The organism is Tenacibaculum sp. Cn5-46, from assembly GCF_022347705.1.
Taxonomy (GTDB): Bacteria; Bacteroidota; Bacteroidia; order Flavobacteriales; family Flavobacteriaceae; genus Polaribacter; species Polaribacter aiptasiae.
The window spans coordinates 255871-276885 of sequence record NZ_JAKRGD010000002.1; the positions used below are offsets into that span (position 1 = coordinate 255871).

18 protein-coding genes are annotated in these 21015 nt (G+C 29.7%); 11 read left to right on the plus strand and 7 right to left on the minus strand.

Features of this window, described 5'->3' with window-relative positions:
- Positions 1–1803: an excinuclease ABC subunit UvrC gene (gene uvrC, locus MHN29_RS05130; RefSeq protein WP_235274406.1), complete on the plus strand. Its 1803-nt coding sequence runs from the start codon at positions 1–3 to the stop codon at positions 1801–1803.
- A complete protein-coding gene (locus tag MHN29_RS05135) occupies positions 1800–3995 on the plus strand; it encodes a patatin-like phospholipase family protein (RefSeq protein ID WP_235274405.1) in 2196 nt (731 codons plus the stop codon). The genes uvrC and MHN29_RS05135 overlap by 4 nt, the downstream gene beginning before the upstream one ends.
- Positions 3996–4054: 59 nt before the next feature.
- Here MHN29_RS05135 and MHN29_RS05140 read toward each other — a convergent pair whose 3' ends face one another.
- Together MHN29_RS05140 and MHN29_RS05145 are read right to left on the minus strand one after the other, a co-directional pair.
- Positions 4055–5599 carry a ribonuclease E/G gene (locus MHN29_RS05140; RefSeq protein ID WP_235274404.1) on the minus strand — a complete coding sequence of 515 codons (1545 nt, stop codon included), beginning with the start codon at positions 5597–5599 and terminating at the stop codon, positions 4055–4057.
- Positions 5600–5884: 285 nt separating this feature from the next.
- The gene (locus tag MHN29_RS05145; protein WP_068702156.1) at positions 5885–6175 is read right to left on the minus strand and encodes an HU family DNA-binding protein; all 291 of its coding nucleotides are present in this window, start codon (positions 6173–6175) and stop codon (positions 5885–5887) included.
- 129 nt (positions 6176–6304) lie between these two features.
- On the opposite strand from MHN29_RS05145, the gene mutY reads away from it, so the two are divergent.
- The 4 genes from mutY to gldD are packed head-to-tail and all read left to right on the plus strand — an operon-like array spanning position 6305 to position 9696.
- Positions 6305–7351, plus strand: a complete 1047-nt coding sequence (gene mutY / locus MHN29_RS05150) for an A/G-specific adenine glycosylase (protein ID WP_235274403.1) — start codon at positions 6305–6307, stop codon at positions 7349–7351.
- 36 nt (positions 7352–7387) lie between these two features.
- The gene (locus tag MHN29_RS05155) at positions 7388–7828 is read left to right on the plus strand and encodes a single-stranded DNA-binding protein (protein WP_150898195.1); all 441 of its coding nucleotides are present in this window, start codon (positions 7388–7390) and stop codon (positions 7826–7828) included.
- Positions 7829–7847: 19 nt separating this feature from the next.
- A complete protein-coding gene (gldE, locus tag MHN29_RS05160) occupies positions 7848–9149 on the plus strand; it encodes a gliding motility-associated protein GldE (RefSeq protein WP_175578607.1) in 1302 nt (433 codons plus the stop codon).
- Positions 9142–9696, plus strand: coding sequence for a gliding motility lipoprotein GldD (gene gldD, locus MHN29_RS05165; RefSeq protein WP_235274402.1), 555 nt, complete (start codon positions 9142–9144; stop codon positions 9694–9696). The genes gldE and gldD overlap by 8 nt, the downstream gene beginning before the upstream one ends.
- 257 nt (positions 9697–9953) lie before the next feature.
- Here gldD and MHN29_RS05170 read toward each other — a convergent pair whose 3' ends face one another.
- Positions 9954–10970 (minus strand): heme A synthase, encoded by a 1017-nt coding sequence (locus MHN29_RS05170; protein WP_235274401.1) that lies wholly within the window; start codon positions 10968–10970, stop codon positions 9954–9956.
- Positions 10971–11057: 87 nt separating this feature from the next.
- Positions 11058–11513 (minus strand): cation transporter, encoded by a 456-nt coding sequence (locus MHN29_RS05175; protein ID WP_235274400.1) that lies wholly within the window; start codon positions 11511–11513, stop codon positions 11058–11060.
- A gap of 89 nt (positions 11514–11602) precedes the next feature.
- Between MHN29_RS05175 and MHN29_RS05180 the strand changes: the two genes are divergently transcribed.
- Entirely contained in the window at positions 11603–12475 is an 873-nt protein-coding gene (locus tag MHN29_RS05180) for a DMT family transporter (protein WP_235274399.1), read from the plus strand.
- Positions 12476–12548: 73 nt separating this feature from the next.
- Here the strand turns inward: MHN29_RS05180 and MHN29_RS05185 are convergent, their stop codons facing one another.
- Positions 12549–14603: a pitrilysin family protein gene (locus MHN29_RS05185; RefSeq protein ID WP_235274398.1), complete on the minus strand. Its 2055-nt coding sequence runs from the start codon at positions 14601–14603 to the stop codon at positions 12549–12551.
- A 25-nt stretch (positions 14604–14628) separates the two neighbouring features.
- Positions 14629–15945 carry a pitrilysin family protein gene (locus tag MHN29_RS05190; protein WP_235274397.1) on the minus strand — a complete coding sequence of 439 codons (1317 nt, stop codon included), beginning with the start codon at positions 15943–15945 and terminating at the stop codon, positions 14629–14631.
- 208 nt (positions 15946–16153) lie between these two features.
- Between MHN29_RS05190 and rplU the strand changes: the two genes are divergently transcribed.
- The 4 genes from rplU to MHN29_RS05210 all read left to right on the plus strand — a co-directional run bounded on the left by rplU (position 16154) and on the right by MHN29_RS05210 (position 19933).
- Positions 16154–16639: a 50S ribosomal protein L21 gene (gene rplU / locus MHN29_RS05195; RefSeq protein WP_150898202.1), complete on the plus strand. Its 486-nt coding sequence runs from the start codon at positions 16154–16156 to the stop codon at positions 16637–16639.
- Positions 16640–16661: 22 nt separating this feature from the next.
- Entirely contained in the window at positions 16662–16922 is a 261-nt protein-coding gene (rpmA, locus tag MHN29_RS05200) for a 50S ribosomal protein L27 (RefSeq protein WP_150898203.1), read from the plus strand.
- Positions 16923–17280: 358 nt separating this feature from the next.
- Positions 17281–18018 carry a LytTR family DNA-binding domain-containing protein gene (locus MHN29_RS05205; RefSeq protein ID WP_235274396.1) on the plus strand — a complete coding sequence of 246 codons (738 nt, stop codon included), beginning with the start codon at positions 17281–17283 and terminating at the stop codon, positions 18016–18018.
- A gap of 1 nt (position 18019) precedes the next feature.
- Positions 18020–19933 (plus strand): tetratricopeptide repeat protein, encoded by a 1914-nt coding sequence (locus MHN29_RS05210; RefSeq protein ID WP_235274395.1) that lies wholly within the window; start codon positions 18020–18022, stop codon positions 19931–19933.
- Here the strand turns inward: MHN29_RS05210 and dinB are convergent.
- Positions 19930–21012, minus strand: a complete 1083-nt coding sequence (gene dinB, locus MHN29_RS05215) for a DNA polymerase IV (protein WP_235274394.1) — start codon at positions 21010–21012, stop codon at positions 19930–19932. The genes MHN29_RS05210 and dinB overlap by 4 nt on opposite strands.
- Positions 21013–21015: the final 3 nt, after the last annotated feature.

Sequence of the window (21015 nt, forward strand, 5' to 3'; positions counted from 1 at the left end):
ATGCCAACTTCATTAGAACTTCAAGTAAAAACGCTGCCTACATCTCCAGGAGTTTATCAATATTTTGATAAGGATGATGTAATTATTTATGTGGGTAAAGCAAAAAATTTAAAAAAGCGTGTTTCATCATATTTTACAAAGAATCATGAAAATGGTAAAACGAGAGTTTTAGTTAAAAAAATTGTACGAATAGAGCATGTTGTTGTTGATACTGAGACAGATGCTTTGTTGCTTGAAAATAACTTAATAAAAAAATACAAACCTAGATATAACGTCTTACTAAAAGACGATAAATCATACCCATGGATTTGTATTAAGAAAGAACGTTTTCCTAGAGTGTTTTCAACAAGAAGAGTTATTAAAGATGGTTCTGAATATTTTGGCCCCTATACCAATATGAGAACTGTACATGCTCTGTTAGATTTAATTAAGGAATTATATCCTCTAAGAACTTGTAATTACGATTTACATCAAGAGAAAATAGATTCTGGGAAGTACAAGGTTTGTTTAGAGTATCACTTAGGTAATTGTAAAGGTGCTTGTGAAGGATATCAACATGAAGATGCTTACATGGATGATATTAGAGGAATCAGAAACATTATTAAAGGAAATTTTAAAGAAAGTTTAGAGCGGTTACAAAATATTATGCTCGATTTTGCTTCTGAAATGAAATTTGAAGAGGCGCAAAAAATTAAAGATAAATTAGCTTCATTACAAAACTATCAAGCAAAGTCAACAATTGTAAATCCATCAATAAATAATGTAGATGTGTTCTCAATTATTTCTGATGAAACTCACGGATATGCAAATTTCTTTAAGGTAATGAATGGTTCTATAGTTCAATCCTATACAACTGAAATCAAAAAGAAATTAGATGAAACTGATAAGGAGTTGTTAGAGTTATTTATTGTTGAAACACGTAATCGATTCAATTCTTTATCAAGAGAAGTATTTGTGCCTTTTAAAGTAGATTTAGGTGAGAAAATAAAAGTTACGGTACCTAAGTTAGGGGATAAAAAACGAATTGTTGAATTGTCTGAACGCAATGCAAAATATTATAGACAAGAACAATTTAAACAAATAAAGATTGTAGATCCTGATCGTCATGTAAAAAGAATTATGGCTCAAATGCAAAAAGATTTACGTTTGTATGTAGAGCCAAGACATATCGAGTGTTTTGATAATTCAAATATTCAAGGAACTAATCCAGTAGCAGCTTGTGTTGTTTTTAAAGATGGTAAGCCAAGCAAAAAAGATTACCGTCATTTCAATATTAAAACAGTTGAAGGGCCAGACGATTTTGCTTCTATGGAAGAAGTTGTTTATCGTAGATATAAACGATTGTTAGATGAAAATCAACCTTTACCTCAATTAATTGTAATAGATGGTGGAAAAGGGCAATTATCATCTGCGTTAAAGAGTTTAGATGCATTAGGGTTAAGAGGAAAAATAGCTATTATAGGAATTGCTAAAAGATTAGAGGAAATTTATTATCCAGGAGATAGTGTTCCGCTATATTTAGATAAAAAGTCAGAGAGTCTAAAAATAATTCAGTACTTGCGTAATGAAGCGCACAGGTTTGGAATTACTTTTCATAGAAATAAAAGAAGTAAAAGTGCTATTCAGTCGGAATTAGAACAAATTCCAGATATAGGTAAACAAACGATAACGAATCTTTTACGTAAATTTAAATCAGCCAAAAGAGTTAAAGAAGCTACTTTAGATGACTTAAAAGAAGTGGTTGGTTTATCGAGAGCACAAAAGATTTATCAATACTATCAAAAAGAGAAAGAAAAAGAATGAGAAAATTATTACTGTTATTATTTTTTCCAATGCTTATGCTAGGGCAAAATCAACCAAAAGTTGGTTTAGTGCTAAGTGGTGGTGGTGCAAAAGGATTTGCCCATATTGGAATATTAAAAGAGCTAGAAAAATCAGGAGTACATTTAGACTATATTGGTGGAACTAGTATGGGATCAATAGTTGGTGGATTATACGCTTCTGGTTACTCGGCAAGTCAAATAGAAAAAATAGTTTTAGATACTGATTTTATAACATTACTTCAAGATAAAATTTCAAGAAGAGAAAAGTCTCTTTTTAATAAAGAGCATGGCGAAAAGTATGCAATCACATTACCAATTAAAGGTGGTAGTATTGGGTTGCCGTTAGGTTTATCAAAAGGGCAAAATGTTCTTAACTATTTGACTGAGTTATTAGCTCCAGTAGATCAAATTAATGACTTTTCTAAGCTTCCAATTCCATTTTATTGTATTGCTACAAATATAGAAACAGGAGAAGAAGAGGTTTTAGAGAAAGGTTCTTTGCCTTTGGCTTTAAGAGCTAGTGCAGCTTTTCCTTCTTTGCTAAACCCAGTAGAAATTGATGGGAAATTGTTGGTTGATGGAGGTGTGGTGAATAACTTTCCTGTTGATGTAATGAGAAGAAAAGGTTTAGACCTAGTTATTGGAGTTAGTGTTCAGGGGCAACTGTTGAAAAGAGAAGAATTATCTTCAATAGCATCTTTATTGATGCAAATTGTGAACTTTCAGATGTATAAAAAGTCTGATGAGCAAACACGATTGTTGAATATTTATATACGTCCAGATATTTTAGAGTATAGTGTAATTTCTTTCGATCAAAAAGGAGAAATTATAGAGAAAGGAATTGAAAAAGCAAAATCTTATAAAGTTGTTTTTGATAGTATTGCTAAGTTACAGACGTATAAAAAGAAAAGGCCTGTACTTAAATTTACAAATGAGAAATTTTTAATAGATAAGGTTGTAATAGAAGGAAATAAAAATTATACAAATAATCACATTTTAGGAAAGATGCAATTGAGGGAGGGTGATAGTGTTTCCTATAAAGATATTTCGAAGAAGATTAATACACTAACAGCTTCAAAAAACTTTAAAAGAATAGATTATCATTTTGAAAAATCTGTTAAAGGAAAGAAACTTGTGTTAACGGTAAAAGAAGAAAAGATACAATCTTATTTGCGATTTGGAGTTCATTACGATTTGCTTTATAAATCTGCAGTATTGCTAAATTATAATTATAAAAAGTTATTTCTTCAAAATGATGAGTTGTCACTAGATGTTGGTATTGGAGATAAAATTAGATATGATTTTGAGTATTTTGTAGATAATGGTTTAATACCAAGTTATGGGTTCAAATCTAGGTACAACAATTTTACTAGTGATTTTTTATTTAATAATAACTTAATTAACATTAGGTATAGAGATTTTAGTAATAAAATTTATTTGCAAACAACAATGGATAAAAAGTTTGCTATTGGTGTTGGAATTGAACATAAAAACATAAAAGTAAGTTCTGAGAATGTTTTGACAAATGGGCAGGAAACAATATTTGATTATAGTAACTATATAAATGGGTATTCTTTTTTAAAATTAGATACTTATAACAAAGCAATGTTTCCTACGGAAGGTTTCTATGCCGATATTGAATTTAAATGGTTTGTATGGTCAGATAGGAATAGTAGGCTATCTAGATTTGCACAAGGAAGTGATCCTTTTAGGCAGTTTTCATTAATAAAAGGAACCCTAGGATTTGCTACAACCTTTTATGATAAATTTACTTTTCAATATATTTCAGAAGCAGGTCTTACACTAGGAAAAAAGTCTTCTCAAATGTTTGATTTCCGTTTAGGAGGGTATAATCAAAACTATATTAATAATTTCACACCTTTCTATGGTTATGATACAGGAATGCTAAACGATCAATCATTTTTAAGATCTGAATTTAATTTTAGATATCAGATTTTTAATAATTATAAACATTATGCGGTATTTATAGCTAACTATGCTCGTGTTGAAGAAAACGTTTTTAAAGGAGCTAGTTTATTCGATAATACAAAATCAGGTTATGCAGTGGGTTATAGTGCAGAAACACTTATAGGTCCCATAGAGTTAAAGTATACTTGGTCGCCAGATCATAAGGAAAGGTACTGGTTATTCAATTTAGGTTTCTGGTTTTAAGACATAAAAAAACCTCATTTTATTAATAAAATGAGGTTTTATTTCATAATAAGATTGCCTTACTTACTCTTCTTTTTCTTTTTAAAAAAGAATTTATACTGTAGGTATTGATAAGCATCTCTAGGTAATATTTTAATCCACTTTTTGTGTTGAACAAACCACTTAAAACGAATAGAATTAACGCCTTTTGTTAAATATGCAGCTATAAAAGGATGTACGTTTAGTGTAATTTCCTTATACTTTTTACCGCTATTAATTATGCGTTCTAATTCAGCTTCTATTTTGTCTACTAAAACAATAGGAGCTTCAACTTCACCGTTTTTATTAGGATTTGGTTCACGTGTTTTTATGTGTAATTCAGGTCGTACACGTTGTCTTGTAATTTGTACTAAACCAAATTTACTCGGAGGTAAAATTTTATGTTTTGTACGATCTAAAGACATAGCTTCTTTTAAATGTTGATATAATTTCTGTCTGTTTTCGGCAGTTTTCATATCAATAAAGTCAACAACTATAATTCCACCCATATCTCGTAACTGTAACTGACGAGCTATTTCGCTAGCGGCTATTAAATTGACTTCTAATGCAGTTTCTTCTTGGCTTAAAGCTTTGTTAGAACGATTTCCACTATTTACATCAATAACATGTAGTGCTTCCGTATGTTCTATAACTAAATAAGCTCCCTTGCTCATGGAAACTGTTTTTCCAAATGATGTTTTTATTTGACGTTCAATACCATATTTCTCAAAAATTGGTGTGTCAGATTTGTGAAGTTTCACAATGTTTTCCTTGTCAGGTGATATTTCTTGTAAATATTCTTTAATTTCAACCTTTAGGGCTTCATCATTGGTGATAATACTTGTAAAAGAATCGTTCATTACATCTCTTAAAATAGAAGATGCTCTGTTTAATTCACTTAGTATTTTTGTTGGAGTATTTTGGTTTGCAATACTATTGCACATTGTTTTCCAACGATCAAGTGAATTTTGTAAATCTTTATCCAGTTCTGCTACCTTCTTTCCTTGGGCAACAGTACGTAAAATAAGTCCAAACCCTTTTGGCTTGATACTTTTTGCTAATTTTTTTAAACGTTCTTTTTCTTTTGGATCAGCTATTTTTTGCGATACTGATACTCTGTTTGAAAAAGGAACTAAAACTAAAAATCTACCTGCTATTGATAGTTCCGAACTAATTCTCGGACCTTTGGTAGAAATAGGTTCTTTTACAATTTGTACTAATAAATTTTGACCTGATTTTAGTACATCATTAATACTTCCATCTTTGTTGATATCATCTTCAAAGCGAAAGTTTTTTAAAGTGAATTCTTTATAATTACCTGTGCTTACTTTCTTAATGAATTTATTTAAAGATTGTACTTGTGGACCTAAATCGTGATAGTGTAAAAAACCATCTTTAGGATATCCAACATTTACAAATGAAGCGTTAAGACCAGTCATTACCTTTCCTATCTTAGCAAGAAAAATATCTCCGACTGAAAATTTATTATCGCTTGTTTCTTTATTTAATTCAGTAAGTCTACCATCTCTTAATAAGGCGAAATCAATATCAGAAGAATTTGAACGAATTATTAATTCTGTTTTCATTCTGAATTTGGTTTTGTGCCAACGATTAATCGTAGACGGGTTAATTTGTAAACAGGTATAAATTATATACCATTTTAAGGTGTTAAAACCTTAATGTCAATGAACGTAAGCTATAAAAGCAACGAAAAAGTAAGCGTTAGCTTACTTTTTCTTATGACGATTTGCTCTTGCTCTTTTCTTTCTTTTGTGAGTAGAGATCTTTGCTCTCTTTCTTTTTTTACCACTTGGCATAATTGAAATGTTTTGTAAAACCTTTAAATAAAGGTTTTGGTTAATATTGTTTTATTATTTTACAGATACTTTAGTCTTAACACCCTCTGTAAACACTTTTGAAGGTTTAAAAGCAGGAATGTTGTGTGCAGGTATTTTTATAGTAGTGTTCTTAGAGATATTTCTACCAGTCTTTTCTGCTCTAGTCTTGATGATAAAGCTACCAAAACCTCTTAAATATACATTATCTCCACTCTCAAGTGCATCTTTTACTTCGTCCATAAATGCTTCAACAGTTGCTAAAACATCTGCTTTTTCAATTCCACTCTTATCTGAAATCTTAGATACGATATCTGCTTTTGTCATTCTATATATATTTTGAATTTATTTTTAAAAATGAGGGTGCAAATATATGATAATTAATCTATTCCGAAAAAAATAAGAATAAAAAAATCTAAATAAAATGCACTATTTTCGCTTACCCAATTTACATAAATGATTTTACCTAAACAACTAATTTACTGGTATTTACAAAATAAAAGAGACTTGCCTTGGCGTAAAACAAAGGACCCTTACAAGGTTTGGTTGAGTGAAATTATGCTTCAGCAAACTCGAGTTGCTCAAGGTTTGCCATATTTTTTAAAATTTACAGAAGCATTTCCAACAGTGTTTGATTTAGCTAAATCTGATGAAAGTACAGTGCTTAAATTATGGCAAGGTTTAGGGTATTATTCTAGAGCAAGAAACCTACATTTTACCTCTAAATATATAAGTGATGAACTCAAAGGAGTTTTTCCAAATAACTATAAGGAGTTACTAAAATTAAAAGGTGTAGGTGATTATACAGCATCGGCTATTGCATCTATTTGTTATGATGAACCAGTAGCAGTAGTTGATGGAAATGTATATAGAGTTTTATCACGTTTTTTTGGGATAAGTACACCTATTAATTCTACTAAAGGAATAAAGGAGTTTAAGGAATTAGCAGGGACGTTAATTGACGTCAATCAGCCAGGAACCTATAATCAGGCAATTATGGATTTTGGTGCCTTACATTGTAAACCACAAAACCCGTTATGTGATGAATGTCCACTGTCTGAAAGTTGTGTGGCATTCGGGAAAAACTTGATAAAAGAATTACCTGTTAAAGAGAAGAAAATTAAAGTTAAAAAGCGTTATTTTAATTATTTAGTAATTGTTACTAATGATAATAAAACCTTATTTAATGAGAGGGTTGGTAAAGGAATTTGGCAAGGTTTATATGAATTTCCTCTTTTAGAAACTAAAATGTCTATTTCAGAAGAAGAACTAATAGAGTATAAACAGTTTTTAGAATTATTTCCTGATAAAACGACGATGTCTTTATTTAATAAGGAGGATATAGTGCATAAACTGTCGCATCAACATTTGTTTACTAAGTTTTGGATTGTAAAAACAAAGAAAGTAGAAGGAGAAACAGTAGATTGGAATCAGGTGAAAAAATATCCTACACCTATATTAATAGATAAGTTTTTAAATGAATATTTAAGTGAGGCATTGTAATTTTTGTATATTTGATTTTACACTAATTTTTTAGCTATGGCAGGAACAATTAATAAGGTGATTTTGATAGGTCATTTAGGAGATGAGGTAAAAATGCATTATTTCGAAGGAGGTAATTCTGTAGGGCGTTTTCCTTTAGCTACAAATGAAACATATACCAATAGACAAACAGGAGAAAGAATAACAAATGTAGAATGGCATAATATTGTAGTACGTAATAAATTAGCTGAAATTTGTGAGAAATATTTAACAAAAGGAGACCGTGTATATTGTGAAGGACGAATTAAAACGCGTCAGTACGAAGTAGATGGTCAAAAAAGATATACTACGGAGATTCAGGTACAAGACATGACTTTTTTATCAACTAAAAAAGATCCTAATAGTGTACCTTCAAATATGAATCCTACACCAACTCAAGAAAGTAGTAAACCAACTCCTAATGTAGCTCCACAAGAAGACGATGATTTACCATTTTAGTTTAATTAAAATTTAAAAATTGGACCCAGAACCCGAATCTTTATTTTTAGCATTATCAAGTATCGACTTATTAACAACTCTTAACTGTTTATTGTTACTCTCATTGTTAATTTGTTCGGCTTTAGTGTCTGGTACAGAAATAGCTTTTTTTTCAATATCTCAAACGGAATTGGATGACTTAAAATCTAGTTCAAAAGGAGAAAATATTGTTGTAAAACTATTGAATAAACCTAAGAAATTATTAGGAACTATTTTAATAACGAACAACTTTATTAATATTCTTATTGTTTTAATTTTTGCGTCTTTAGGAGAAGTGTTTTTCAAAGGGCTTACAGGCTGGGTTAAGTTTTTTGTTGAAGTGGTTTTTGTAACGTTTTTAATTTTACTATTTGGAGAAGTATTGCCTAAAGTATATGCGAGTAGAAAATCGTTACAGTTTGCTAGTTTTATGGCAAGACCATTACAGTTTTTAAGTGTTATTTTAACACCCTTAAGTACGCCTTTAATTAAACTTACTAGTATCGTTGAAAATAAGTTAGGTAATAAAAATAATAATCTATCTGTAGAACGTTTATCGCAAGCATTAGAGTTAACCTCAGAGGGAGCAACAACAAAAGACGAACAAAAGATATTAGAAGGAATTGTAAGTTTTGGTAATACTGAAACTGTACAAATTATGAAGCCAAGAACAGATGTTTGTGCTATTGCTGATGATGCATCATACGAAGAAGTTTTAAAAACTATTTTGCAAAATGGTTATTCCAGAAACCCTGTATATAATGAAAACATAGATAATATTAGAGGGGTTTTATATGCAAAAGATTTATTAGAGCACCTGAATAAAAAAACATTCAAATGGCAAAAATTAATTAGAGATCCATTTTTTGTTCCAGAAAATAAAAAGCTTGATGATTTGTTAAGTGAATTTCAAGAGCAGAAAAAACATTTAGCTATTGTTGTTGATGAGTATGGTGGAACAAGTGGTATAGTCACTTTAGAAGATGTTATTGAAGAAATAGTTGGAGATATAAATGATGAGTTTGATGATGATGATTTAACCTATTCCAAGCTAGATGAAAACAACTATGTTTTTGAAGGAAAAATAACCATTAAAGACTTCTGTAGAGTATTAGAAGATGATGATGTAGATAAGTTTGAAGAAGCAAAAGGAGAAAGTGAAACAATAGCTGGTTTTATTCTTGAAATATCAGGTAAGTTTCCTAAGAAAGGAGAGAAAATAAATTTTAGTAAGTATACGTTTACTATAGAGGTAATTGACAAAAAACGTATAAAACAAGTAAAAGCAACACGAAATGCATAAATTCTTATTACTAATTTTAGTAATGTTATTAGTAAGCTGTGGTAATGAAACGTTACCAAAACCAAAAGGATATTTAAGTTTAGAATACCCACAATTAGGATATAATAAACTAAATGATAATAGACCTTATCGTTTTGATGTTGCTAAAAATACAACAATTAAAAATTTACCTCAAAATTGGATTAAAGTTCAGTATCCTAAGTTGAAAGCTTCAGTTGATATTACATATCGTCCAATACAAAACAACTTAAGAGAGTTGTTAATGGAGTCTGAAAAGCTAGTTTTTGAACATGCTATTAAAGCCGATCAGATTACCGCACCAGTAGAGTATTCTAATCCTAATAAAAAAGTTTATGGGAGTGTGTATCAAATATTAGGAAATGCAGCTTCTCAAGTACAGTTTCATGCTACAGATAGTAGTAAACACTTTTTAAAAGGGTCTTTGTTTTTTTATACCAAACCTAATTATGATTCTATCTTACCAGCAGTTGAATATATTAAGAATGATATGATTCATATGATGGAAACATTAGAGTGGAATAATTAAAAGAGGTAGCTTAAAATTATAAAAGTAATAAAGTAAAAAAGAACACCTAAAGCTCTCGCTGTATGGGATTGTTTTAGTTTTTTATCAAAGTTAAACCTTTCCTCTTCAGTATCATTAAAATCATCAGTAGCAAACATGTTTATTTCTCCTTTTGATTTTGATAGGTTAACAGGAACAAAGAAAAAACCTAACCATTCTTAGGTAGTTAAAGGTGTTGTTCTTCTAATTTCTCTATTTTTTTCTTCTTCAGTCATGAATCAAACTCTTCTGCTTTGAATCCATAAATAAAATTGCAATCCAAATAAAATAGCTCCAGATAATAAGTGCACAGCTTGTGTTCCTAATGGAAATTCAGCATAATACATTAAAATTCCTGTAATAGTTTCTAAAAAGATTAAGAAAACAATCCAATTCACAAGCTTAAAACCTAAGTCTTTAATTTGATTTAGATAAAACATTCCTAAGTTCACCAACACAATAGCAATGGTAAATGATCGGTGGAAATAAAATTTAAAATTAGGCTCTAATAAACTATACTGTTTGTTTTCAAAACCATACAATTTTACTTGCTCATCTATAAATTGACGTACTTGCGTTCCCATAGCAATTTGAATTAACGAAAATACTGCTGAAGCAATTACCAATTTGTTAAATAAAGAATTGTATTTAAAAGTTGTTTTTTTACGGTCAGAAACAATGTGTAATAGCCAAAGTAATAGCGCAATTATGAGTAAGCCAGCTACCATATGAATGGTAATGATAGTTGGTTTTAAATGAGTATCGACAACAGTTTTTCCTAGCCAAGCTTCAAAAAGCATTAAAAAGAATGCGCCAAAAGCTAGTAGTGTAATTTGTTTTTTCTCTTTCCAAAATGAAACAGAAGTAAAAATTAAGAATAGAAAAGGAATACCAGCTAGAGCTGAAGACAATCGGTTAATGTATTCAGTCCAAGTATGGTACTTGTTAAACTTAGCGTAGCTGTGTTTGGTGTATTTAGACCAATTACTGTTATTAAATTCACTAGAAGTTGTTAAATCACTTTCAGCAACAAATAAGGCTTCATCTTTTATAATAATCATGCCTTTTTCGTAGGAAGTATTAGGTTGCCAAGTAATTTGTTCTTCAGAGGTTGGAGGGATATAATAACCAAAACACTTTGGCCAATCTGGACATCCCATTCCAGAACCTGTCATACGAACAACAGAACCTGCTAAAAAAATAAGATATACCGATATTAATGATATTTTTACTAGGAGAGGAAAGTGTTTTTTCATTACAAGAAATGTTTTTGCAAAGATAAGGTAAAACACAAAAAAAAGCTTCTCATTTGAGAAGCTTGATTTTATTAATTTAAAGTAGAACTATGCCTTTTCTGTTTCGCCACAGCATTCTTTTTTACAATCTGTAGCACAAGCTTGTTTGTTGCTTTCTTTTTTATCTGTATCAGCTTCTTTTGTTTCTTTTTTTGTCGCTTCAGAAGCTTTGTACATATCTCCACTTCCAATTCCTTCTACAAAAGAAATTAAGTCTTCTTTGTTAGTAATATTAGCGTCGTATTTTACAGTAGCAATACTATCTTTAAATATAACTTTTGCTTCTAATACACCTTCTTTTTTAGATAAATCAGAAGCTATCTTTTTAGCGCAACCTATTTCACAAGTCATTCCAGAAATGTTTAAAGAAAGTTCTTTAGCATCTGCTGCAACTACAGTTTTAGGAGCTTTGTTAGTGTCTTCTTTTTTTGCTTCGTTTTTACATCCTACAGCTAAAAAGCTAACTAAAGTTAAGGCTAAAAGTATTTTTTGAATTTTCATCATTTCTATTTATTGGTTTATTTGACAAAGTTATTAATAAAATCAATTTTTTAAATGAAAATAGTCGATTTTTGTCGTTAAATGAATTGAAAATGAGTAGTCAACAACAAAAATGGTTGTATTTAATAGTGCTTTCGCTAGTTTGGGGAAGCTCTTTTATTTTGATAAAGAAAGCATTAATTGGTTTAACTCCAATACAGTTAGGTGCTTTACGAATGTTAATTACTGTCGTATTTTTATTATTGATAGGTTTTAAAAGTATCAAAAAGATTCAAAAAAAACATTGGATTTATATTTTGTATACAGCATTATTAGGAACATTTTTTCCTGCCTTTTTATTTGCTTTTGCTATACAAGGGATAGATAGTTCAATCTCGGCAATTTTAAACTCGTTGACTCCATTCAATACTTTTATTTTTGGAGCATTAGTTTTTGGTTTTTCTTTTAAAAGAAAGCAGTTTATCGGTATTTTAATTGGGCTTATTGGAACGCTGATTTTAATTTTAAAAGGAGCTGAATTAAACCCGAATCAGAATTATTGGTATGCTTTATTAGTTATAATTTCTTCCATAGGATATGCTTTTAATGTAAATATTGTAAAAAAGTATTTACATGATTTAGATGCTTTGGCTATTACAGCAGGAAACTTTTTATTGTTAATTATCCCAGCTTTTTTAGTGTTATTGTTTTCTGGTTTTTTCTCTTCTTTTGAAGTAAACCAAGAAACTACAAGTGCTTTAGGATATATTACTATTTTATCGGTAGTTGGTACTGGAATAGCAAAAGTAATGTTTAATAAAATGGTGCATTTATCGTCACCTATTTTTGCTTCATCCGTAACCTATTTAATACCAATTGTAGCAGTAATGTGGGGAATTATTGATGGAGAAAAATTAAGCTTAATTCAACTTTTAGCAGGAGGAGTTATTCTATTTGGAGTTTGGTTAGTAAATAAAGCTAAATAGTATATTTTAGATATAAAATGAAAGAGCCAAAACAAATTGTTTTGGCTCTTTTTAATTTTACTTAAGTAAAATTTTATTTAAAATCAGCGTCAGAAACACCTTCGTTTACTTTAGCATCTTTTAATATATATTGTACTTTTTGTGGTCCTAAGCTTCCTGATTTTTTTGTAGGAAACTTTATTCCTCCAAAATCCTTATAATCACTAAATATACTTTCAGTATTTTGAGCTTGTCCTCCAAAAAGAATTCTCTGAGTTTCTTTTATTTTAAGACCTGTGTTTACATCAAAGTAACTGTTTGTAGATACTACTTTTCCTAATTTAGAAATTACATAAACATCTTTACCATCTATGTTTTCGATGGCAGTTAATTTAACATCAGGGTTATCTAAAAATCCTAATTCAGGTAAAACACCTAAAATATGAGTCATGTCTTTAGCCATAGCAGGAGGTAATGCTTGTCCGTTCATTTTAACAGCATTGTTATCTACTACTATTTTCATCATTACGTTTCCATTCATTGCTGTAGAAATACCATAATGTGAAGGAGTTCTTTTTTCAGTACTTTCAATTTTAGCTCCTTGCATATCTGTAGTATAAACTAACATTGTGCTTTTTAGGTTCTTAATTTTATCAGCACCACCAATAGCATCTAAGTATTTGTTAATTACAGTTGCTTTAGTAACACCAGCTGGAATTGGTTTGTTCATTTCTGGCTTAGTAGTTGGGTTACCTTTCTTGTCGAAATAATTGATTTTATAGTCAGAATTCTTTTCTAAATTCTTTAAAACATCAATTCCTTTACCTGTAATGATAATACGTGCTTTATCTCCTCTAAAATACTTTATAGCTGCATTTTGAACATCGTCTAATGTAACTGCATTAATATTAGCTAAGTAATTTTCATAAAAATCAGCAGGTAAATTATATCGAGCAATGTTTAAGGCATATCTAGCTGCTGTTCTAGGTTTTTGAACATCCATTACAAAATTACCAATATATTTTGCTTTAGCATTTTTAAGTTCTTCTGGACTAACTTTTTGATAACGAATTTTATTAATTTCTTTCTGTAATTCTACTACAGAACTATCTGTTACCATATTTCTAACAGCAGCTGTTGCTCTAAAAGTAGCAGCATTTCTACTTTGTCTTACACTAGAGTAAGAACCATATGTGTATCCTTTATCTTCACGTAAATTCATGAATAAACGTGCAGTTCCACCTCCACCTAAAATGTTATTTGCTAATAATGCTGCGTAATAATCTTTATCACCTAATACTAAATCAATATTGTTAATTACTGCAATTTCAGACTGTACAGCGTTTGGCATATCAATAAAATCGATTTCAGTAGTAGCAGGATTTGTTGGTTTTGGTAAAGTAGCTGAAGGTATATTTCCAGCTTTCCATCCGCTAAATAATTTAGTAACTAATTTTTTTGTTTTAGCAGGGTCAATATCTCCAACAATTACTAAATAAGAGTTGTTAGGACGATAGTATGTGTTGTAATTGTTTTTTACATCAGCTAAAGTAACACTTTTGATACTTTCAGGTGTTGTAAACTCTCCATAAGGATGATTTTTACCGTAGGTTAAAACGTCTTGAACTCTAGAAGCAATAGCAGATACGCTTTTCTCATTAGATTTTAATCCATCTAAAGTACGAGCAACAGCTTTGTCGAATTCTTCTTGTGAAAAAATAGGGTTTTTAACGCCGTCAGCCATTAATCCTAATACTTCAGAAAAGTATTTTTTTAATGATGACGCATATGCTCCATCTTTACTATAGCTCACAAATGCTCCTAAATAATCTACTTTTTCGTTGAAATCATCTTTAGAAATAGAAGTAGTTCCATTTCCTAGTAAACCACCCATTAAATCTGCTAATCCGGCTTTTGAACCTTCAGCTACAGGTTTGTTATCAATAGTTAAACTAGCTGAGGCTCTAGGTAATTTATGATTTTCAACCATAATTACTTGTAAACCGTTAGGTAATTTAAATTTTTCGGCTTTACCTAATTGAACTTTAGGAGCAGGCCCTGGTTTTGGTTGTTTATTTAAATCGCGTTGTGCATTTACAGCAAAAGACATTGCTAAAATCGCGACTAATGATAAAATTTTTGTCTTCATAATTCTTTTATATTGTCTTTTGATGTTACTTTTTGCTCTCTGGTAAATATTCCATTAACAAACGTTTGTTTGTTTGTAGGTACTTTTTAGCTACATCTCTAATTTCTTCTCGGGTAATTGAACGATAAATGTCAATTTCTGTGTTAATCAGGTTTGTGTCACCGTATAATACATTATAACGAGCTAAAGAATTTGCAATTCCTTCTACACTAGAGTTTGAGTTTACAAATTGATTTTCAAATTGATTTTGTAGTTTTTGATAATCTTTTTCAGAAATTAAATCTGTTTGAAGTTTTACAACTTCTTCATCAATTTCTTTTACTAAATCGCTTAATGAAGTTTTACCTAAAGGAAGTGCATAAATGATATATGTACCGTAGTCTTCTTGACTTAAGTTTATAGCTCCCGCTTGTAAAGCCATTTTCTTTTTGTCAACTAATTTTTTATATAAAACAGAACTTTTTCCACTACTTAAATATGAAGATATCATGTCTAACACTCTAGAATCACGTGTTTTCATTGATGGTGTTCTATAAGCTTCCATAATTGCAGGAATCTGAATATTTGGATCGTAAGCTTTAGCTTCTATTTGAGTAGTAATTGGATCTTCTTTAGGGAAATTTCTTTCAATATCTTTTCCTCTAGGAATTCTTTCAAAATATTCCTTTATCCATTTTTTAGCTTGCTTTACATTAATATCTCCAGCAACTACTAATGTTGCATTATTAGGAACATAAAACTTTTTGTTAAAAGCAATAAACTCTTCTAATGTAGCATCGTCTAAATGTTTCATTTTTCCGATTGTAGTCCCTTTATATGGGTGCTTTTTAAACATATTCTTTTTTACGTTTTCTAAAAAACGAGAATATGGCTGGTTGTCTACACGTAAGCGCTTTTCTTCTTTTACAACCTCATTTTGAGTATCTACACCTTCTTGTCCAATAATTGGATGTAATAATCTTTCAGATTCCATCCATAGTCCTAACTCTAAATTATTTGATGGAAATATTTCATAATAATAGGTTCTGTCATCAGTAGTATTGGCGTTATTTTTTCCTCCATTAGAAGAAACAATTTTAAACCAATCACCTTTTTTAATATTTTTAGTTCCTTCGAATAATAAGTGTTCAAAAAAATGTGCCATACCTGTACGGTCAGGTTGTTCGTCTTTTGCCCCTACATGATACATAACAGCAGTTGTAACAACAGGAGCAGAGTTGTCTTTATGTAAAATAACATGCATCCCGTTACTTAAATCGTACTCTTCAAACTCAACTTTTTGTGCATTTGTAGCGAATACAAATAGCATAGCTGAAGCAAGAGATAAAATACTTTTTTTCATTAATTTATTTATTAGTTCTTGACTGATTTTGACATATGTGACGTGAATTTAAGGTATTTGTTACACAGTAAGAAAAATAATTTTTAACTTGTTAAGTGTTAAAAGATTAATTTTCTGTATTATAGGTTGTTTTCTGTATTAAAAAACGTATATTTGCACCCGCATTTTCATTAAGAAGGTGCGAATAATATAACGCAAAACAAAAAGTATGTACGCAATCGTAGAGATAGCAGGGCAGCAATTTAAAGTAGCAAAAGACCAAAAAGTATACGTACACCGTTTACAAGAGGCAGAAGGATCAAAAGTAACTTTTGATAACGTAATGCTTATTGAAGATAAAGGTAACGTAACTATTGGCGCCCCAGCTATAGAAGGAGCAGGAGTAACTGCTAAGGTATTAGGTCACTTAAAAGGTGATAAAGTAATCGTTTTCAAAAAGAAAAGAAGAAAAGGTTACAAAAAGAAAAATGGACACAGACAGTCTTTAACTGAGATTCAAATCGAAGGTATTTCTGCTTCTGGTGTAAAAAAGGCGGCTGCTAAAAAAGAAGCTCCTAAAGCAGAAGTTAAAGCTGAATCTAAAGATATTAGTTCAATGACTGTTGCAGAATTAAAAGCTTTAGCTAAAGAAAAAGGTATTTCTGGATACACTTCTTTAAAGAAAGCTGAATTAATTGAAGCATTAAGTAAATAATTAACTTTAAAAACTTACAGAAATGGCTCATAAAAAAGGTGTTGGTAGTTCGAAGAATGGTAGAGAATCAGAATCGAAACGACTAGGAGTAAAGATTTTTGGAGGACAAGCTGCTATTGCAGGTAACATTATTGTTCGTCAAAGAGGAACAACTCACAATCCAGGTGAAAACGTTTACATGGGTAAAGATCATACTTTACATGCTAAAGTTGACGGTGTAGTTGAATTCAGAAAGAAAAGAGACAACAAGTCTTATGTTTCTATAGTTCCTTTCGAGGCTTAAGAAACTACTTGATTAAATAAGAGAAAGCTCAAACAATTTTGTTTGAGCTTTTTTTTATATATAAACTTATTTCAAATAAAAAAGCATCTCTTTATTAAAGTGATGCTTTTTAGTTTAATATCATTATTGATTAATCCCCTAATTTATCATAATGATTCCCCTTGTGTATTATGGTACAAATATGGGGCGAAAATATATTTTTTTCGATAACATATGTATAAATAGTAGGAAATAGTGTGTAAATGGTTGGTCTTTTGTTTTTTTAGGTGAATAAGAGGTCTTTTTTTATATATAAATGCTTTACCCTGATTTTAATTTTACAATTATAAAAGTTACATTTGGTTGCAAATCCCACTTTATGTTAAAAGCAGTTATTGTCGATGATGAACCAAAAGCTATCAAAAGTCTTTTGTGGGAGTTATCGAATTTTAATGATGATTTAGAAATCATACAAACATTTACAGAAGCCGACAAGGCTATAAAATATATAAACGAAAACACTATCGATTGTCTTTTTTTAGATATTGAAATGCCTACAATGGATGGTTTTCAGCTGCTTGAAAAATTAGAAAAAACAGATTTTGCTGTTGTCATAACTACCGCTTATAATGAGTACGCTATTAAAGCATTAAAAAATCAAGCTATAGATTATTTACTAAAACCTATAGATACTGATGACTTGGAAGAAACATTGAACAGGATAAAAAAGCATTATTCAAAAAACAATAGCTACGATGATAAGTTTGAAAAAATACTTTCAAGCTTTAATAAAAAATTCAATAGAAGAAAAATAACAATAAATACAGATGGTAAACTTATTTTTTTAGAACAATTTGAAATTTTATTTGTTGAATCTGATGGTAATTATTGCTCAATTCATACTACAAATAATAAGAAAATAGTAGTTACTAAAAAATTGAAAGAAATTAATTTATTGTTACCAGAAGAACATTTTTTTAGAATTCATAATTCCTACATCATAAACTTAAATAAAATTAAAGAGTTTTTAAAGTCCGATGGTTATGTAATTATTGAAAACAATCACAAAATCCCTGTGTCAAGACAACGAAAATCGGATCTGTTAGAAAAGTTTTAGGATGAAAAAAATCTTCACATTAGTATTGTTCTTTTTGTTCAGCATTATATGTTTATCTCAAAAAAATGTTGATAGTTTAATAGTTAAAGCTATTGAAATAAAAGAGACTAATTATTTTGAGCTTCAAAAGCATTTCAAAAGAATTCGATTTACTAGTGAAGAATTAAATTTACTTTTAAATGAAAGTAAAAAAAATGATTATATCTTAGGTCAGATTTTTGCCAAAAATGTCCAAGGACGATCTCATAGAAATGTTACAGAATATAATAAAGCAATAAAAAGATATAAAGAAGCTTTAGAATTAGCCAAAGAGATTAAAAGTGTTGAGGCGGAAGTAGTAACATTAAACCAATTAGGTGTTGTTTATAGAAGGCAAGATAAAATAAGGATGGCTCTGAATTACCATCAATCGGCCTTAGAAATTATTTCAAAAATAGATAAGCCTAATAAGGATATTAAAATTAGTCATAGTATTTCAATTAATAGCTTAGGGAATATCTATTTAGCTTTAAAACAATATGAAAAAGCACTAGAAAAATTTAGTAAGTCTATAGCTATTCAAAAGGACTTAGATGATAAAAGAGGATTGGCTATTAATCATCAAAATATTGGTTATGCTTATAAACACATCGGAGACCTAAATCAAGCTTTAGACAACTATCAAAAATCACTAAAATATAATAACCTAAATAAAGATCGGTTAGGAAAAGTAATTTGCCATAATAGTATAAGTGGTATTTTAATTAAACAGTCTAAATATGAAGAAGCTCATAAGTACATAAAAGAGGTTGTTGAACTTGCTGAATCTATAGGGAATAGGTATTATTTATCTGAAGTTTACAATACTTTAGGGTGCGCTCTTTTAAAATTGAATAGATTAAATGAGGCTAAAATTTACATTAATAAAGCACTAAGAATTTCTTTGAAGAATAATATTCCTTCGAGTTTAACAGTGTCTTATGATCATTTATCTGAACTATATCAAAAACAAAAGAAATACAAAAAGTCTTTAGAGTATTACAAAATGGCAATTGAATTAGAAAAAAAGACATTCAATGCTAAAAATATTCGTTACGTAAATAGCTTAATTAGCAAGTATGATAATGAAGTTAAGAGTAATAAAATTAAAGATCTTGCAAAGCAAAATGAAATAGGTAAGTTAAAACTTACAAGAAATCGTAATATTCTAATTATAGCTTTGGTTTCTATAGCTTTATTTGGTGTTTTATTGTATTCAATATATAGACAACGTTTGTTAAAAAATGATAAGCAAATTTTACTTTTAGAGCAAGAAGCATTAAGAATTCAAATGAATCCACATTTTGTATTCAATGCTCTGAATTCTATTAAACTTTATATTATCAATAATGAACAAAAGAATGCAGTTTATTACTTAAATAAGTTTTCAAAGTTAATTCGTAGCATTTTAGATTCTTCTAGAGTAAAAGAGGTAACATTGGGAGAAGAGTTAAAAACGATGAACTTGTATATGAGTATTGAAAACATTAGGTTTTCAAATGAAATAGAATATGAGGAAAATATTAGCTCTGATTTAGAATTAGAGAGAATAAAAATACCTCCGTTAATATTACAGCCGTTTTTAGAGAATTCTATTTGGCATGGATTGTCTTCAAAAAAAGGAAGTAAAAAAGTAGAGTTATCAGTAGAAAAAATTTCGGATGAGTTTATTCAAATTGATATATCAGATAATGGAATAGGAAGAGATGCTGCTTTAAAAATTAAAAATAATAAATCCTTGAATAGAGATTCTATAGGGATAGAATTAACTACGGAAAGATTGAAGAACTTCGCTAATCAATATCAAAATGATTTTTCTTTAGTTTACATAGATTTGGTTGATGAAAAAGGCCAATCTATTGGAACAAGAGTTACTTTAAGGCTTCCAATAATCTAAAAATTAAATTTTAGTTGTACCCAAATTGGCTCTTTCTTTTCGGTATTTAAATTACTAAAAGAAATTCCTAATAATCGAACAGAGTTTTTTAAAGTTTCTTGAAATAATAATTCCTTAATTATAGGGTAAAAGTCTCTTTTTTGATAAATATAATGGTTGGTAGTTTTGCTTCGAGTTTGTTGGGTAAAGTCGCTATATTTTATTTTTAAAGTAATGGTTTTTCCTTTAGTGTTCGATTTTTTCATTCTGCGCTCTAATTCATCAGCAATTTTATCTAAACGTTCTAGCATAAACACTTCAGAAGATAAATTTTCATTAAAAGTACGTTCGGCTGCTATAGATTTTCTTATCCTGTTAGGTTTTACTTGACTATTGTGAATCCCTCTAACAATATTATAATAATGTAAGCCAGACTTTCCAAATAGTTTAGAAAGCTCTTCTATTGATTTTTTCTTTAAATCAAGCCCTGTGAAAATTCCTAGATTATGCATTTTAGCAGCAGTTACTTTTCCAACACCGTAAAATTTATTGATAGGTAATTCTTCTAAAAAACTATTTACTTCTTCAGGGTTTATGGTTTTTTGACCATTTGGCTTGTTAATGTCTGAAGCAACTTTTGCTATAAACTTATTTATAGAAATCCCAGCAGAAGCTCTTAATTCTAGTTCATCCCAAATGCGTTTTCTTATTTCTTCTGCAATTAAACTGGCAGATAAAATTCCTTTTTTATTTTCAGTAACATCTAAGTAAGCTTCGTCAAGAGAAAGAGGTTCTACTAAATCAGTATAATCATAAAATATTTTTCTAATCTTAGAAGAAATTTCTTTGTATCTGTCAAACCTAGGAGGAACAAAGATTATGTGTGGGCATTTTCTTTTAGCAAGTACTCCACTCATGGCAGAACGAACACCGTATTTTCTAGCTTCGTAACTAGCAGCAGAGACAACTCCTCTAATTTCACTTCCACCAACAGCAACAGGTTTATTCCTTAAATCAGGATTATCTAGTTGTTCTACCGATGCATAAAAAGCATCCATATCTACATGAATAATTTTACGATATGGTGGTTGTAATTCCATTTT

What these genes read in the sequence shown, in the direction of transcription:
- MHN29_RS05155 (WP_150898195.1), top strand. Translation starts at nt 7,388, where the DNA reads ATGGCAGGAACAATTAATAAGGTGATTTTGATAGGTCATTTAGGAGAT.
- MHN29_RS05175 (WP_235274400.1), bottom strand. Translation starts at nt 11,513, where the DNA reads ATGATGAAAATTCAAAAAATACTTTTAGCCTTAACTTTAGTTAGCTTT.
- MHN29_RS05205 (WP_235274396.1), top strand. Translation starts at nt 17,281, where the DNA reads ATGTTAAAAGCAGTTATTGTCGATGATGAACCAAAAGCTATCAAAAGT.
- gldD (WP_235274402.1), top strand. Translation starts at nt 9,142, where the DNA reads ATGCATAAATTCTTATTACTAATTTTAGTAATGTTATTAGTAAGCTGT.
- rplU (WP_150898202.1), top strand. Translation starts at nt 16,154, where the DNA reads ATGTACGCAATCGTAGAGATAGCAGGGCAGCAATTTAAAGTAGCAAAA.
- MHN29_RS05190 (WP_235274397.1), bottom strand. Translation starts at nt 15,945, where the DNA reads ATGAAAAAAAGTATTTTATCTCTTGCTTCAGCTATGCTATTTGTATTC.
- MHN29_RS05180 (WP_235274399.1), top strand. Translation starts at nt 11,603, where the DNA reads ATGAGTAGTCAACAACAAAAATGGTTGTATTTAATAGTGCTTTCGCTA.
- MHN29_RS05145 (WP_068702156.1), bottom strand. Translation starts at nt 6,175, where the DNA reads ATGACAAAAGCAGATATCGTATCTAAGATTTCAGATAAGAGTGGAATT.
- MHN29_RS05170 (WP_235274401.1), bottom strand. Translation starts at nt 10,970, where the DNA reads ATGAAAAAACACTTTCCTCTCCTAGTAAAAATATCATTAATATCGGTA.
- MHN29_RS05135 (WP_235274405.1), top strand. Translation starts at nt 1,800, where the DNA reads ATGAGAAAATTATTACTGTTATTATTTTTTCCAATGCTTATGCTAGGG.
- mutY (WP_235274403.1), top strand. Translation starts at nt 6,305, where the DNA reads ATGATTTTACCTAAACAACTAATTTACTGGTATTTACAAAATAAAAGA.
- dinB (WP_235274394.1), bottom strand. Translation starts at nt 21,012, where the DNA reads ATGGAATTACAACCACCATATCGTAAAATTATTCATGTAGATATGGAT.
- MHN29_RS05210 (WP_235274395.1), top strand. Translation starts at nt 18,020, where the DNA reads ATGAAAAAAATCTTCACATTAGTATTGTTCTTTTTGTTCAGCATTATA.
- rpmA (WP_150898203.1), top strand. Translation starts at nt 16,662, where the DNA reads ATGGCTCATAAAAAAGGTGTTGGTAGTTCGAAGAATGGTAGAGAATCA.
- uvrC (WP_235274406.1), top strand. Translation starts at nt 1, where the DNA reads ATGCCAACTTCATTAGAACTTCAAGTAAAAACGCTGCCTACATCTCCA.
- MHN29_RS05185 (WP_235274398.1), bottom strand. Translation starts at nt 14,603, where the DNA reads ATGAAGACAAAAATTTTATCATTAGTCGCGATTTTAGCAATGTCTTTT.
- MHN29_RS05140 (WP_235274404.1), bottom strand. Translation starts at nt 5,599, where the DNA reads ATGAAAACAGAATTAATAATTCGTTCAAATTCTTCTGATATTGATTTC.